Annotated in this window: 12 protein-coding genes; 8 read left to right on the top strand and 4 right to left on the bottom strand. The window is 64.6% G+C overall.

Going from position 1 to position 14905, the window contains the following annotated elements; genetic code table 11:
- Nucleotides 1-8: 8 nt before the first annotated feature.
- From H7007_RS03575 to argS, 5 genes are all read left to right on the top strand, one after another.
- Nucleotides 9-716, top strand: coding sequence for an ABC transporter ATP-binding protein (locus H7007_RS03575; RefSeq protein ID WP_287153126.1), 708 nt, complete (start codon nucleotides 9-11; stop codon nucleotides 714-716).
- A 307-nt stretch (nucleotides 717-1023) separates the two neighbouring features.
- Nucleotides 1024-1533 carry a hypothetical protein gene (locus tag H7007_RS03570; RefSeq protein ID WP_287153125.1) on the top strand — a complete coding sequence of 170 codons (510 nt, stop codon included), beginning with the start codon at nucleotides 1024-1026 and terminating at the stop codon, nucleotides 1531-1533.
- Between the two features lie 481 nt (nucleotides 1534-2014).
- A complete protein-coding gene (locus H7007_RS03565) occupies nucleotides 2015-2305 on the top strand; it encodes a hypothetical protein (protein WP_287153124.1) in 291 nt (96 codons plus the stop codon).
- Entirely contained in the window at nucleotides 2306-2686 is a 381-nt protein-coding gene (locus H7007_RS03560) for a carboxymuconolactone decarboxylase family protein (protein ID WP_287153123.1), read from the top strand.
- Nucleotides 2687-3121: 435 nt separating this feature from the next.
- On the top strand, nucleotides 3122-4819 hold the full coding sequence (gene argS / locus H7007_RS03555) for an arginine--tRNA ligase (RefSeq protein ID WP_287153122.1): 1698 nt from the start codon (nucleotides 3122-3124) through the stop codon (nucleotides 4817-4819).
- A 12-nt stretch (nucleotides 4820-4831) separates the two neighbouring features.
- Here the strand turns inward: argS and H7007_RS03550 are convergent, their stop codons facing one another.
- The 3 genes from H7007_RS03550 to H7007_RS03540 all read right to left on the bottom strand — a co-directional run bounded on the left by H7007_RS03550 (nucleotide 4832) and on the right by H7007_RS03540 (nucleotide 8132).
- Nucleotides 4832-5602 carry an alpha/beta hydrolase family protein gene (locus tag H7007_RS03550; RefSeq protein WP_287153121.1) on the bottom strand — a complete coding sequence of 257 codons (771 nt, stop codon included), beginning with the start codon at nucleotides 5600-5602 and terminating at the stop codon, nucleotides 4832-4834.
- Between the two features lie 312 nt (nucleotides 5603-5914).
- Nucleotides 5915-7138, bottom strand: a complete 1224-nt coding sequence (locus H7007_RS03545) for an alkaline phosphatase family protein (protein WP_287153120.1) — start codon at nucleotides 7136-7138, stop codon at nucleotides 5915-5917.
- A 205-nt stretch (nucleotides 7139-7343) separates the two neighbouring features.
- Complete coding sequence (locus H7007_RS03540; RefSeq protein WP_287153119.1) at nucleotides 7344-8132, bottom strand: hypothetical protein; 789 nt, start codon at nucleotides 8130-8132, stop codon at nucleotides 7344-7346.
- A 282-nt stretch (nucleotides 8133-8414) separates the two neighbouring features.
- Here H7007_RS03540 and H7007_RS03535 point away from each other — a divergent pair, with 282 nt between their 5' ends.
- The 3 genes from H7007_RS03535 to H7007_RS03525 are packed head-to-tail and all read left to right on the top strand — an operon-like array spanning nucleotide 8415 to nucleotide 12922.
- Nucleotides 8415-9365, top strand: a complete 951-nt coding sequence (locus H7007_RS03535) for an AAA family ATPase (protein ID WP_287153118.1) — start codon at nucleotides 8415-8417, stop codon at nucleotides 9363-9365.
- 9 nt (nucleotides 9366-9374) lie between these two features.
- A complete protein-coding gene (locus H7007_RS03530; protein ID WP_287153117.1) occupies nucleotides 9375-10739 on the top strand; it encodes a DUF58 domain-containing protein in 1365 nt (454 codons plus the stop codon).
- Complete coding sequence (locus tag H7007_RS03525; protein ID WP_287153116.1) at nucleotides 10685-12922, top strand: transglutaminase TgpA family protein; 2238 nt, start codon at nucleotides 10685-10687, stop codon at nucleotides 12920-12922. Before H7007_RS03530 ends, H7007_RS03525 begins: the two co-directional genes overlap by 55 nt.
- Nucleotides 12923-13127: 205 nt before the next feature.
- Here the strand turns inward: H7007_RS03525 and H7007_RS03520 are convergent, their stop codons facing one another.
- Nucleotides 13128-14123, bottom strand: a complete 996-nt coding sequence (locus H7007_RS03520; RefSeq protein WP_287153115.1) for a 3'-5' exoribonuclease YhaM family protein — start codon at nucleotides 14121-14123, stop codon at nucleotides 13128-13130.
- Between the last annotated feature and the right edge of the window lie 782 nt (nucleotides 14124-14905).

Genomic DNA, 14905 nt, shown 5'->3' with positions numbered 1-14905 from the left:
GATAAGAGATGGTGGCGGTGGAACAAGGGAACATGGCTGACCTTCTCGAGGTCAAAGAGGTGAGCAAGTCCTTCCGGGTTAAATCGGGTGAGGTGAGGGCGGTGGACGGGGTCAGCCTGCGAGCCCGCAAAGGGGAGGTCACCGTCATTCTGGGACCCTCGGGTTCCGGAAAGACCACCCTCCTCTACCTCATCGGGTCGCTGGAGAGGCCGGACGCTGGTGAGATAAATGCCTTCGGGGAGGACATCTGCCGTCCCGACGCCGACCTCATCGCTTACCGCAGAAAGAGAGTGGGGTTCGTGTTCCAGATGTTCAACCTCATCCCCTCCCTCACCGCTCTGGAGAACGTGACCCTTCCCATGGACCTGGACGGGGTACCGTCCGAGGAGCAGCGCGGCAGGGCCGAGAAGCTTTTGGCCGGGATGGGCATCGAAGGCCGCCTGCTGAGAGCTAGAGCCAGCCGCATGAGCGGCGGCGAGAAACAGCGCGTGGCCATCGCCCGGGCGCTGGCGAACGACCCCGACCTGATACTGGCCGACGAGCCCACCGGCAACCTGGATTCGGCCTCCGGCCGGGTGGTGGTGGACATCCTGGCCGGGCTGGCGCGCCGGGAAGGGAAATGCGTTCTCATCGTGACCCACGACGAGAGCATCCTGCGAGCGGCAGACTGGGCTTACCAGATGCGCGACGGGAAGCTCAGAGGCATCGAGGTGTGAGGGTTAGGAACGAAGAACACGACCCTGTCCGCCCAAGTGCCGGATTCTCGGGAGCGGCAGGGCCTGAAGGGAGGTGACGAAAGTGAGCCTGGAGAACGGAACTATGGGATCCTCCCTGCCGTCGGAGGAAAAGGCGACCTGTGGCCCTTCCGATACGGCAGGAGAGAAGGCCGCGGAGGAAGTCTCTCAGTTGTCCATGACGCCTACGCCGGAGACGGCCGGCGGCTCTGCCGCTCCGCCGCCGGTGGGAGGTGAACCCCGTGCCACAGGTGATGGACATCTCGGATGGTTCAGGCGCCACCGGGTGATGGCGGCTGTTCTTGCCGGGCTGGTGACCCTCGCCCTCCTCGGAGGGATGTTCGCCCTCGGCTACGCGGTGGGCAAACCGGACGGAGAAAGACCGGCCCCCGCGGGTCCCGTCCACGGGAGGCCCTGGACGGAGACTGGGCCCAACCATCCCTATCCTCGACTCAGGGAGAGGGGGGAAATCCCGAGAGAGAGGGTGGATCTCCTGAGGAGCTCCCGCAGGGAGCTCCTGGAGGTGGCGGCTTCCGAGCTGGGTATCTCCGTTGAGGACTTGGAAGAGCGGCTTGAGGAGGGGGCGAGCATCGCCGAGGTGGCGGAGGAGAAGGGGGTCTCCGCCGAGGACCTGGTGGACAGTTTGGCCTTCCGGATAAGGGAGATAGCCGACCGCTTGGCCTCGGAAGGGAAGATCAACGAATCCCGGGCGGAGGCCGTCAAGTCAAGGGCTGAAGCCCTGGCCTCTCTCTTCGTGCACGGCGGCCTCCAGGGTCTGCGAGGGCCCCTAAGAGAGTGAGCAGTAAATAGAGCTCTCCCCATGCACCCCTAAAAGATGCGGCCGTCCCGGCGACGGCCGCATCGCCTTTCCTGTCCCGGAAAGCCCACCCCTCATCGACATGATTGCGGGAGTTTAAAAGGAGGTGAAAAACCGCTCTCGCAGCTTCCGCCCAGAGGCGAGAACCCTGTTCGGCCATGGATGGCACTCTGGCCAAGGAGCCTGACACTCGGCCCCACGCATCTTTCGCTTGTCCCGAATGGAGTAACTAACATATAAATGGAGTGAAAACGGCGGTGACCGGTCGGGCGAGCTGTGGTTGAGAAGCCCTCTCGCCGGGTATATTCTCGCCCGCCGACAAGGTGAAAGGGTATCCGGCTTTCGCCGCCGGAGGCCGGCTGGGGCCGGAAACGGAAAGCGCCCTGCGGCACGCGGCCTGCCGCAGTTACGGGCGAAGGTATTTTCATCCAGAACAAGTTCCGGCTGCGAAAGGAGGCTCGCCATGAAAAAGCGATCGCTGCTCATCCTCGGGGCACTGGGTCTCGGCACGATGGTTCTTCAGGGAGGCGGCGAACGCACGGTGTCCATGCACCCCTATGACTGGCGGGGACCGCAGATAGGCGTGGTCCACAGGGAATATCGGAATCTCAAGCACGCGTTTCACCACTGGAAAGAGCTGGTAGGCCTGGGGCTCATGACGTTGGCGGACATCTACCTGCGCCATGCCATATCCCCCGCTTTTCGCGAGCGGATAATGATCGTCACTGCGACTTGCAACGACTGCCACTGGTGAATGCGGGCGCACAGCGCGTTCGGTCGGAACGCCGGCCTGTCCCTGGAGGAGATACGACGCCTGCGCAAGCTGGAGCTCGACGAGTTCGAGGACCGCGAATACGTGGCCCTGAAATGGGTGCGGGACTTCCTGACCCGTCCGGACGGCGTTCCGGAGGATGTGGAAGAGCGTTTTGCTTCCGCCTTCACCCCCAGCGAGCAGCTGTACGTCAAGACGGCGATGAAGTGCATGTTCTGCATAAACCTGCTTATGAACGCCATCCAAAGGAGTAAGTACGGTGTCCGGCTGCTCTCCATTCTGGAAAAACCCCTGGCGAGAGTCACGGGAGCGGGAAAGTCCGCCTCCCGGAAAAAGGCGCTCGCAGCATCCAGACCGGCGTAGAGAAGGACCGCGATCCACGCGGGGCTTAGGGAGAGCTTGGAGCGTCCCCTGGAATGTTCGAAGTGGGGAATCCAATCCCACGCCGGGCAATCCGGCGGGAGCTTGAGCCCTAGGGCGACACGGGGTTTAAAATAAACCCGCGTACGGTTGCACGTCTTCCCTCAAGATGCGACCCGTTAGGAATGGTTTAGATACGGGTGATGTCCTGACGCCTTCTTGAAGGCCACGGTCTCTGCCGCCTTGACCCGCCAACGGGGAAAGGCCGGCACAGGCAGGGGAGTCGGCGCGCCCGGCTTCGCTCGCACAGGGGAGGGTAGAGAATGGGCCGAGCGTCAGGAGGGCACGGCGGGTGAAGACCACGCGGGACTTCTTGAGCGCGCCGCAGCAAAGGGACAGCGGGAAGCCGTCGCCAGAAGAGCGGGAAGGAGAGATGGCTTGATAGTCAAGGAACTGCGGGAACTCATAGAGCGGGCCTTGGAGGACGCCGCGGAGGCGGGGGAGATCCCGGCTCCGGAGGGAGTGGACTTCGTGCTCGAACGCCCTCGCCACAAGGCACACGGGGACTGGGCGAGCAACGTGGCCATGGTCCTGGCCAGCCGGGCGGGACGAAATCCCCGGGAGATCGCCACCGCCCTCGTCCGCCGCCTGGAGGAAAGCGGCTGCTCAGCCGGTGACGGGAGGGAATATCCCCTCCTCAGCGCCGTCGAGGTGGCGGGCCCGGGCTTCATCAACTTCACGCTGGACCGGGACCGGGTGCTGCGCGAGCTCACGCGCGTGGCTTCGGAAGGAGCGTCCTACGGCCGCTGGGACCTGGGGGGAGGGCTCCGCGTCCTGGTGGAGTTCGTCTCCGCCAATCCGGTGGGCCCGCTGCACGTGGGTCACGGGCGCTGGGCGGCCCTCGGCGATGCCCTGTGCAACCTCCTGGAAGCGGTCGGCTACGACGTGGACCGCGAGTTCTACCTCAACGACCACGGGACCCAGATGGAGGTCTTCGCCGCTTCCGTCGAGGCCCGCTACCTCGAACTGGCAGGCAAGGAAGTGGAGTTCCCGGCCGAGGGATATCACGGCTCTTACGTGCGGGACATCGCCCGCGCTCTCCTCGAGGAGGACGGCGGGAGGCTGGTGGACGCGCCCCCGGAGGAGAGGAGGGCCGAGCTGGGAGAGAGGGCTTACCGCCTGATGCTCCGGAGGATAAGGGAATCGCTGGATTCCTTCGGGGTGCGCTTCGACAACTGGTTCAGCGAGAGGGAACTGCACAGAAGCGGTGCGGTTCTGGAGGAGGTCAGGAAACTCCAGGAAGAGGGGCTGGCCTACGAGAAGGACGGCGCGATCTGGATGGCCACCTCCCGCTTCGGGGACGACAAAGACAGGGTGCTCCTGCGCCGCAACGGGGCGCCCACCTACTTCGCCGCCGACATCGCCTACCACCTGAACAAGCTCGCCAGGGGTTACCGACACCTCATCAACATCTGGGGAGCCGACCACCACGGCTACGTGCGCCGCATGCAGGCCGCCCTGGAGGCCAAGGGCCATCCCGGCGTCCTGGAGGTCATACTGGGGCAGCTGGTCAACCTCAAGCGTGGGGGAGAGCCGGTGCGCATGTCCAAGCGCACAGGGGAGATGGTCACCTTCGACGAGTTGGTGGAAGAAGTTGGTAAAGACGTGGCCCGCTACATCTTCCTCACCCGCAGCCAGGACACGGCGCTGGACTTCGACATCCAGCTGGCCGTCCAGGAGAGCATGGAGAACCCAGTCTACTACGTGCAGTATGCCCACGCCCGCATCTGCAGCATACTGCGTTACGGGCTGGGAAAAGGGGTGGAGATGGGCGAGGAGATACCCGACCTCGCCACCCTGCGCCGGCTGGGCGAGGAGGAGGAGATGGACCTGGCCCTGAAGATATTCGAGTTCGAGGAGCTGATCCGCGACGCCGCCCTGGACCGCGCACCCCACCGCCTGACCCGCTACCTGGAGGAGCTGGCGGCCGCCTTCCACCTCTTTTACAACCGCCACCGGGTGATAAGCGACGACGCCGAGCTCACCGCGGCCCGTCTCTTCCTGGTCCGCTGCACGCTGCAGGTGCTGCGCAACGGCCTCTCCATACTGGGGGTCTCCGCCCCGGAGAGCATGTGAGACACTGAAGTTTCACAACCTCTCCAGGAGCCAGACGACGGCCCGGTCCATGGCCTCCGCGTGGTGCCTCAGCTTATGGCCTCCCCCGGGGACGATGAACATCTCCTTCGGCTCCCTGGCCGCCTCGTAGAGGAGGTGGGCCTCCCGCACGGGAACCGTCTCGTCCGCGTCTCCATGGACGATGAGCAGGGGCGTCGGGGATATCCGGTGCACCTCCCTCACCGGGCGGCAGGCATGCATCCCCTCGTAATATTCGTCCTCAGAAGGAGGGAAGGCGGGATCCCTTATAATGCCGATACGCCTGGCGTGGGCGATAAAGCCCCCTATACCCTCGCGGGTGATGAGGTGGGCGAAATCCGCCGGGGAGGAGACGGAGACCAGGGCCCGCAGGCCCGGACGCCGCGCCGCGCACACGATGCTCACCGCGGCCCCTCCGCTGAAGCCCATCAGGGCCATGCGGTCCGGAAGACATCCCTCGAAGGCGCCACGTCCCGAGCCGGCCTCCTCGAGTATGATGGTAAGGTCTTCCATCCAGCCGGGGAGGGAGAAATCGCCCCCCGAATCGCCGGTGCCCCGGAAGTTGAAGATGCAAGCCGCCACGCCCCTCTCCAGAAAACGCTCCGCCAGGCCCTCGTAGCCGGGGTCGCCGGGCACGGCCGGATCCCCGCTGGGTATGCCGTGGCAGAAGATCACCAGGGGGACCCCTCCCCCTCCCAGGGGGTAGAGCACCTTGCCTCTGAGTTCCACGTCCGAGCAGTTGAGGACGAAATCCCTTGCCTCCATCTACGACTCTCCCTCCCGCATTCCGTCCGACGCCGGAGCGAACCCACACACCGAGCATTATACCCGCAAGATCCGCGGCGTTCCCCTCTACCCCCGCTCACGCAAGAGAGCGCCTTCTGCACGTGTCGCGGCCATGGATGTCCCGCGCTCCGTTAAAAGCCGCGCCCGTTCTCATGCCCCTGCCCCATCCCGTGAGCCGTGTCCGCTTTATCCCGCGAACGAAAGACCGGTCCGCGATGCAGGGTTCCGCAAGGAAAGGACGGTGTTCTCCCACAGGCACGGGCCTCCCTCCCGAAAAGCCCGGCGCCTCCCTCAGGTGACGAAGCGGGCGCGCCGGGAGAGGTAGAGGACCAGGGGCATGAGGTCCTCGCCCCGCAGCTGGCCCATCCCGCCCGCGGCGGCGCTCACCTCGTCGAACTCCCGCACCGCATCCCGCCTCACCGTTGGGGCGCGGAAGAGAACCGGGACCGGGTCCCCGCCGTGGATGACGCGCGGGTCGCGGGCGGTAGGGGTGGAATGGTCGCAGGCGACCACCGTGAGGACCTCGCGCGAGAAGAGGGTCTCCGCATGCGCGCTCAAGGCGCGATCCATAGCTTCGATGACCTCCGCCTTCCCTTGCGGGTCTCCGGCATGGGCAGCTTCGTCGGCATGCTTGGTATGGATGAAGGCGAACTCCCCGCCTTCCCGGAACCATTCCGACGCCGCGCCCAGCTTGGCATTCAGGTCGGACCCGGCCTCCGCGTCTCCCATGTAGACCACGCGCATGCCCAGGAAGATGCCCAGGCCCCGGAAACAAGGCGTGGAGACCACCGCCGCCGCCCGCATTCCGTATCTCCCCTCGAAGGAAAGCGGGGAGGCGGCCCGCGAGGGCCATTTCATTATCAGGCCCGCCTCCCAACCTTCCGGCTTGAGCCTTCTAGCCATCGCCCGTTCGGCTCTCTCCTCGAACTCGCGCAGGACGCGCACCGTGCGCGCCGTATCCTCGTCCCCCTCCCAGCCCGGTTCGGGCCCCAGCTCAGCGACGGGAAGGTAGTGCAGGAAGGGATCAGTGGGGAGGAGATGCGCCGACCCCTCCTTCACCACAGCCAGGAACTCGATGCCTCCGAGGTAATGGAGCTCCATTCCCTGCGGGGCGGATCGCCTCAATTCCTCCGCAACCCGGCGGCAGTACTCCGCCATGCCGGGGACCCCTTCATCCGCCACGTAGACCTTTCCCTCCCGCCGTACCACGGGCACCAGGTTGAACATGAACAGGGCATCGCCCGATGAGCAGGGGATTCCCTCGGAAAGGGCGTGGAAGTAAGCGCGCCCGGGATATTCTTCCGGGCGGTACCCGAACATCCTCCAGTGCGCCACCTCGCTGGAATGGCACACCCCGGGGCCCAGGGGATACATGAGGGCGCAGCACCCTTCCTCCGCCAGCCGGTCCAGGGTGGGAGTCCTCGCCGCCTGCAGCGGCGTCCTTCCTCCCAGCTCCGGATGGGTGACATCGGCCAGCCCGTCCAGGACCAGGAAAAGGACCTTCACCCTGTTCACCCTCCTTTCGAAGCGCGGTTTGGCAAACGGGAGCCTCCCCGGCCGCTTGCGCGCCGCCGTGCGACACCGGTAAGCGGGGCCCCCGGCGATGCGCCCTCCCTTTCCTCGAGACCGCGCAAACCGGAGAGATTCGACGCGCCGCCTTCCGACCGCCCGTCACCGGAGGCGGCACTCCCGGACGGCAGTCTGCCTGTGGGCCTCCGTATTACATGGGAATATTTACCATTACATCCCATACCGACCCCTGATAATCGGCACTTCCCTTCTCGACTGTTTCGGAGAGTATCCTCAACGTAACCGGGACCAGATATTCGTCCAAATAGGCGCGGACCCTTTCCGGGTCGGTCATGGTCCTTCCGTCCCGTGCCAGGTAATTCCCGGAGAGGACGCAGGAGGGCTGCCCCTCCCCCTCCTTCCACTCCCCCACCAGGGAGGTTATATCCCCCTCGTCGTCCACCCCGAGGAGAGGGAGCTCCAAGCGCACGCCGAAGGCCTCCGCCACCGTCGCATAGGCTTCCACAGCCTCCCGGGACTGGTTGATCTTCTCCCTCCCGGCGTGGCTCAGCCTCTCTCCTGCCACCAGTTTCCGCGCCCCTATCCTCCTGCAGAGGGGGATGCGCAGGGCATGGAGGTACATATGGCATCCCAGACAGACGTGCCATGGACCGTAGCGGAGCGAGAGCAGGGAGTTCACCCTCCCCACGGTAGCCCGCCACCAGAGCGGCGAGCCGTGGAGGACCGGCTTCTCTACCGCCACCCCCTCCGGCTCCAGCAGCCGCCTCAAGCGTTCGACGTTCCCCCAAAGGGAATCCAGGTCCCCGAACTCCGTCCCGGTAAAGGCTATGGAGGGGAGGACGCGGTTTATTCTGCCCGCCCTTGCCAGGGCCACCGCTGCGCCCACGCTGTCCCGGCCCGCCACCTCCACCACTGCGTCACAGGTTCCCAGCTCCGGCAGCCCTTCTCCGGGCATCAAGAGGTCCGCCTGGCGGAACATCCCGTATTCCTCCTCCACGACCCGTTGGTCCGACGTCTTCCATTATCCCCTCCTCTTATGAAAGACGAAACCACGCCCCTGCCCGGGTCGGGGGGAACGCGGCCCATTGACCTCCGTCGTTGCATCTCAACATCCCGGCCCCTAATCTCGATATTAGGAATTGGGGTCTCCGCCCGGAAGCGCCGCGGGAGGCGATGAATCGCCTTCCGGTCCGGAGAGCCGGGCGGTGATGCGGCCGTATAGAGACGGCCGGCTTATAGCCCCGAGGCGGGGAGGAATTCAATGGGAGAGAGGACGGCGGACGGGGGAAACGGTCCGGCAAGGGCTCTTGTGGACAACGTGCGCCGGGTGATCCGGGGCAAGGACGAGCAGGTCGTCCTGGCGGTGGTCGCCCTGCTCAGCGGCGGGCACCTGCTGGTGGAGGACGTCCCCGGGGTGGGCAAGACCATGCTGGCCCGCTCGCTGGCCTTGTCCATCCACGGCACCTACCGTCGCATACAGTTCACTCCCGACCTCCTCCCCTCCGACGTCACCGGCACGGTGATCTACAACCAGAAGACGTCGGACTTCGAGTTCAAGCCGGGACCCATATTCGCTAACGTAATCCTGGCCGACGAGATAAACCGGGCTACTCCTCGCACCCAGTCCAGTCTCCTCGAGGCCATGGATGAAGGCCAGGTCACCGCCGACGGCACCACCCATACCCTGCCCCGGCCCTTCTTCGTCATCGCCACTCAGAACCCCGTGGAATACCACGGGACATATCCCCTTCCCGAGGGCCAGCTGGACCGCTTCTGCATGAGCCTCACCATCGGCTACCCATCGGCGGAGGTGGAGCGGGAGATAGTGGAGGCCCAGCTCCTCGAGCATCCGGTGAACGCGCTGGGCCCCGTCCTGGAGGCCGGGGAAATACCCGTTCTGCAGAGGAGGGTCCGGGAGGTGACCGTACATCCCGACGTGCTATCCTACGCCGTGGAGCTGGTGCGGCTCACCCGTGAGGAGGAGGGGTTCCACCTGGGCTCCAGCCCCCGCGGCACCATATTCCTGGTACGGACGGCCCAGGCCAGGGCCTTCCTGGAGGGCCGCGATTTCGTCACCCCGGACGACGTGAAGGCACTGGCAGTCCCGGTGCTCGCCCACCGCGTCATTCCCGCCGCCCGTTCCCGTGCCCTCTCCGAAGCCCGTGCCCTCATCCAGGGGGTCCTGGAGCGCGTCCCGGTGCCCGTGCTTTAGGAGGTGGCGTTGTTTTCCGCGCGTTCCCTGATCGTGGTGGCTCTTTCCCTGGCCATGATCTTGATCGGGATAAACTCCCAATCGGGCTGGCTTTTCTGGCTGGCAGGCCTCCTCCTTGCGGCACTGCTGGTCTCCTGGCTGGAATCTCTCTTCCAAGTGCGCGGACTCGAGGCGGAGCGCCTCCACCCGCCGGGTGCCGTCGAGGGAGAGGACCTGGAGATAGAGATACGGGTGCGCAACGGCGGGCGTTTCGCACGCCATCTCCTGGCGGTCGTCGACGCGGATCCCTGTGAAGCGGATACGAGGTCGAGATTCGTCCTTAAAGCCAAACGCCGGAGCATAAGAGAGGCGCTTCGTGAAGCGCTTGCCGGAGATGTGGAGGCCGCTCACGACGACGGGTATCCCGGCGGAGCGGCGGTGCTTCTGCTCCCCCGCCTGCCCGGCGGAGAGGAAGAGGCCATAAGATACAGGAGGAGTGGACTGCGCCGGGGCATCTACCGCGACTGGCCACTCTACTTTTACTCCGAGGGGACTCTGGGGCTCTCCCGGCACTCCAGCCGGATAACCCCGGCATCCCGGCTGGAAGTCTATCCCCGCTACGCGGAGCTCGCCTCTTTCCCCTTCCTGGACGCCCTCCTTTACCCCTGGCGCGAACTCCTTCCGGCCACCACCCGGGGAGAGGGGCTGGACTTTTACGGGGTGCGCGAGTACCGGCCAGGCGATCCCCTGGGGCGGGTGCACTGGAAGACCACGGCCAGGCGCGGAGAACTGGTGGTCAGGGAGTTCGAGGCCGAGAGGAGCATCCGGCTGGTCGTCCTACTGGACAACCGCGGGAGTGACTCGGGAGGTTGGAAAGCCCGGGACCGACTGGACGCGCAGGCCCGCGTGGCGGCCACCGCTGCCGCCTACGCCTTTTCGGTGGGGTGCCCGGTGACTTTGGCCGCCTACCGAGGCCCCGTTCCCGTTGCCTACGAGGCACCGGGCCTTCGGGCGGCTCTCCGCTGGCTTGCGGCGCTGGAATCGGAGGGCGAGCCGGGACCAACGGAACAGCTGGAGGGTTTGCGTCACATGATATCCGGTGGCGCTCTCGTGTGCCAGATAGTCGCGGTAAGCTCTCTCCAGGACCTGCCGGCGGCATCCCGCATACCACAGGACCTCGGGGTGGTCTGGATTCTGGTCGAGGGACCGGATGGCAATAAATGGAATACCGGCATGGAGGACGGCGGCTCGCTGGAGCGCATCCTGCGCCACGGTTCCGTGGAGCTGCCCCCCTATGTCGAGGGTGTGGCCGTATGCGGCCGAGGAGATGACATAGCCAAATGTCTGGAAAATCCCTGCGTAACCTGCGCAGGCTTGCGGCGCCGAGGGATATAGAGGAATCCGGAGGGCTGCGCCTTGCCGTCTGGGCCTCGGTGTGCGTGTCCATCGCCGCCCTTGGCCTCCAGGAGGTGATCAATGCCTCGTTGGTCCTGGCATCCCTCCTCCTGATATCCGCGGGATCCCTTTTCAGCTGGTGGCGCCGCCACCGCTCCAACATCCCCGTCAAGCTGACCATCGCCGCCCTCACCCTGGTGGCCCTGGCTTCCTTCCTGCGCCGGTCCTACTTGCAGCCGTTTGACACCCGCGCGCCACTGGCCGAGCTGTTCCTGTGGGTACAGGTGCTGCACAGCTTCGATCTGCCGCGCCGCAGGGATCTGCTGCTCTCCTTGGTAAGCTCGTTCATCATCCTGGCTCTGGCCGCCTCCTACTCCCTCACCTCATCCTTCGCCTGGGTCGTGCTCCTCTGGCTGGCCTGTGCCGCTCCCTCGCTCTACTTCGCCCAGAGGTCCCGGCTTGCTTCCTTCTCCCGGAACGGCCATCTCAAGAGCCCTCCCAGGACGGTCTGGAGGGGAGTCTCCGCCACCCTCAGCCTGCTCTTGGTGTTCGTAGTGGTCGTGGGTCTTCTGGTGGGAGCCTTCATACCTCGTATCCCGGCCACCTACATCCGTTCCCTCCCCTTCTCCCTCCGGCGTCCCTGGTTCTCCTCCCAGGGCTATTCGGTGCGCAACCCGGGATACCCTCAGCTCCCCCTCCGCCCACCCGACCGTCCCCTGGAGGTCAACCCCGAAGCCTACTTCGGTTTCGGCACCTTCTTGGACCTGAGGGCAAGGGGCAAGCTTGTGGATCTCCCGGTGATGCTGGTGCGGGCCAGCGAACCCGCTTACTGGAGGGGATTGGCCTTCTCCGTCTACAACGGCTACTCCTGGGTCCTCCCCGAGGAGGAGCCGCCCAGGCTGGGCACTCCTTACCAGCCCTTCACCATACCCGCCCCGGAATGCCAGTCTCACCTGGCGAGAAAAACGATTCTGCAGACTTATTACCTTCAGAGCGACCAGCCCAACGTGATCTTCGCCGCCTATCGCCCGAGTCTGCTTTACTACCCGTCCGACTACGTCTACCACGATGAATCCGGCACCAGGAGCCCGTTCGAGCTCACGGAGGGTCTGGTCTACAGCGTGGTGTCCCACAGTATCGACATGAGCGAGGAAGAGATGGCTTCCCTCGGTGCTTTCGCCACAGGAGAGGCCATGCGGCCCTACCTCGAACTGCCGGAAATGCCTGAAAGGGTGAAGGAGCTGGTCAGGAAAATAATACCATCTGATGCCGGACCACTGGAACGCGTCAAGGCCATCGAGGACTTCCTCAAGAGCGAGTACGCCTATTCCCTCGACGTACCGCCTCTTCCTCCAGGCCAAGATGCCGTGGACCACTTCCTCTTCGAGACGCGCCGTGGTTACTGCGAGCACTTCGCCACCGCCCACGCCGTGTTGTGCCGCCTGGCGGGCGTCCCCTCCCGGGTGGTCACTGGATACGCCACCGGGGAATACAACCCGGTGACCGGCCTATACGAAGTGACCCTCGACGACGCCCACGCCTGGGTGGAGGTCTACCTGGCGGGAGTGGGCTGGGTGACCAGGGAGCCCACACCCGGTTTCTCCCTTCCCGAAAGCCGGGGCTCCTACGGCCTTTCGTGGGTCTTCCGCGACTTCTTCGCCTGGGTGGGCCGTACCCTGTCTTCACTCCTGCCCCCCTCCCTGCGCCCCGCCCTGAAGAGGGGGCTCTCCGCCCTCGGCGGTGGCCTGTCCTCCCTTGCCTCCGGCGTCCTTTACTCAGCGCGCAGTGCGCCGTGGCTTCCCTCAGTCCTTGCCCTGCTTCTCATGGCCGGGCTCATACTCAGGTTCCACCTGCGTAAACGGCGCGCGACCGCTTCGAACGCTCCCGCCCTGCATTCACTCATGGGCATTTTCCTGGAAGATGCCGGAAGGCTGGGGTATCCGCGTCCTCCGGGAAGCACGCTAAAGGAATATTTTTCCATGTTAAAGGAAGCAATCCCCGGACTGGACCTGGAGGCGGAACTCCTCCTGTACGAGAGGGCACGCTATGGAGGGCATCCTTTGGATGTCGGAGAGCTCCAACGTTTCCGCGAAGGGATGCTGCACGCCATGCATGCCCTGCGTTCTTCTTTAAGGCCCGCCTCTCGGTGGCTCAGGCACCGTTCGGCGGCAAAGCACCGCTGAAGCCCCGTGCTGGCCACGGCACCGGCGCACAACACTGGCCCCACCCCCCGAAGCCCCACTTTTCTCCTCCGTTTACTCCGTGAAGCAGAATCCGTCAAACCCGTTTCCCGCAAGCAGGAAGGGCGCCGGCGCGGAGGATGTTAAAGAGTGCGATCGTTTGCCCCGAAATCCGCCTGTAGCGCTTTCCGCACCAACCGAAAGACTTCTACCGCGGCAACTCCTCCTCCAGGTCCAGCTCCATCTCCTGGCTCAAGGCGCGCGGATTGTAGAGCGGGCGCTTGAAGAGATTCCGCATGTCCGTCCAGGGGGAGTCGCTCTCCGCAGACCTCTCGATTATCTCCCGGAAGCTGTTCACCTTGGCGTCCAGGTTGTCCACATGATGCAGGAGGATGGCCTCCAGGGTCTTGGGGCGCTTGGGTGATCCCCATTCCAGCTCGCCGTGGTGGCTGAGGACGGCGTGGCGCAGACGCATGGCCAGATCCTCGGGGAATCCCGGCATGGCGGCTACCCTCTCTCTTATCATCTGGTCGGAGAGCAGGAGGTGCCCCAGGAAACGACCGGCGTCGGTGAAGTCGATGGCCCTGTCGTATTCCAGCTCCTGTATCTTGCCTATGTCGTGGAGAGCGGCGGCGGTGATGAGCAAGTCGCGGTCCACCTCGGGATAGAGCTCACAGACCATGCGGCAGATGCGTACCGTGTTGGCGGTGTGTTCCAGCAGGCCCCCCAGATAAGGATGATGGTAATTCTTGGCGGCAGGGGCCCTGGTGAAGCGGCGCATGAAATCGGGGTCGTTGAGAAAACTGAGAAGCAGGCTCTTGAGGTGAAAGTTCCTTACTTCCTCTGCCGCCAGGCGCAACTCGCCCTCCAGCTCCGCGCGATCCGTCCCCACAACTCGGAGGAAGTCGGAGACGTCCACCTCCTCCTCGGCGCAGCGGCGCAGGGAGTTCACCACCACCTGGACCTGTTCGCGGTATCTCTCCACCCGTCCGCTCACGGCGACGTAATCCCTCTCGGCGAAGGCGTCCTTGTAGCGGAGGGCGTTGTCCCAGATCCGCGCCTCCACCTTTCCACTCTTGTCCGCCAGCTCCAGGGCCAGGTAAGGCGCTCCTGTCTTGGTCTTGCGCAGCTCCTTGCGCATGACCAGGAAAACGCTCTTTACCTCCTCCCCGGGTTCCAGCTCGCTCACCAGTTGCTTGGGCATCTCGTCCTCCCGTCCTCCAGCCCTTGCGGTCCGGCAATCCGGTCACCGAACGGCTCTCAATCGAAAATTTCTTCCTCTCACGTTTCTTTCCTGCCAACCCCCTATACGGGCGAGAAAAGATTCTCTCCTTCCCAACAGGCAGCCTTCGCCGCCGGAGCGCTCGGATGGCGATACATTTGATGTCCCTTCGACCTCATCTTTTCTTTATGGCATTAATTACTATCTATTCGTCCATGCACTACTCGCCGACCGAGCAATTAGAGCCGTTCAGCTCGGCAACATGCGGTTTATGGCCACGGTCTTCTTCTCACCCTTCTTAGAAAATGCTAACCGAGAGGGGTGACAAACGACTCCGGACCATGCGATGCCGCCTCGAAACCCGACTGAAACGGATGCCTTCCCTCACCGCCCCGAGGTATCAAGGCTCGAGTCCGAAGGGTTTCTTCCCCGGTGACCATTTCCGCAACCGCGAGGCCTCGCAGCGGGGACGGAGGCGCTCGAGAAACGATGCCTCCTATCCGTGGCCATGGGGGAGCGCGTTCTCACGGCGGCGCTTATTTCCTCCGGCGCCGCTGCATCCGAGGTTCACCGCGTTGCCCGCTGGCGGATACGGTGCACAACAAGGAGGTCGCGTGCCGCTGCCACCCGTCAGGTAAGGCGATCCAGTCCAGGAAAAATACGGTAAAAGAGCGGAAACGCGTCCCGCCGTCTCTTTACCCTCTGCAGCCGGGCACAGGGCCTTCAGGCGGGCCCAGACAGCGCCTCGGCGACTGTACTGCCAC

This window comes from Candidatus Solincola tengchongensis, assembly GCF_015711935.1.
Lineage (GTDB): Bacteria > Actinomycetota > Geothermincolia > Geothermincolales > RBG-13-55-18 > Solincola_A > Solincola_A tengchongensis.
The sequence above is the reverse complement of the archived record's forward strand: the minus strand, read 5'-3'. Positions and strand labels throughout refer to the sequence as shown.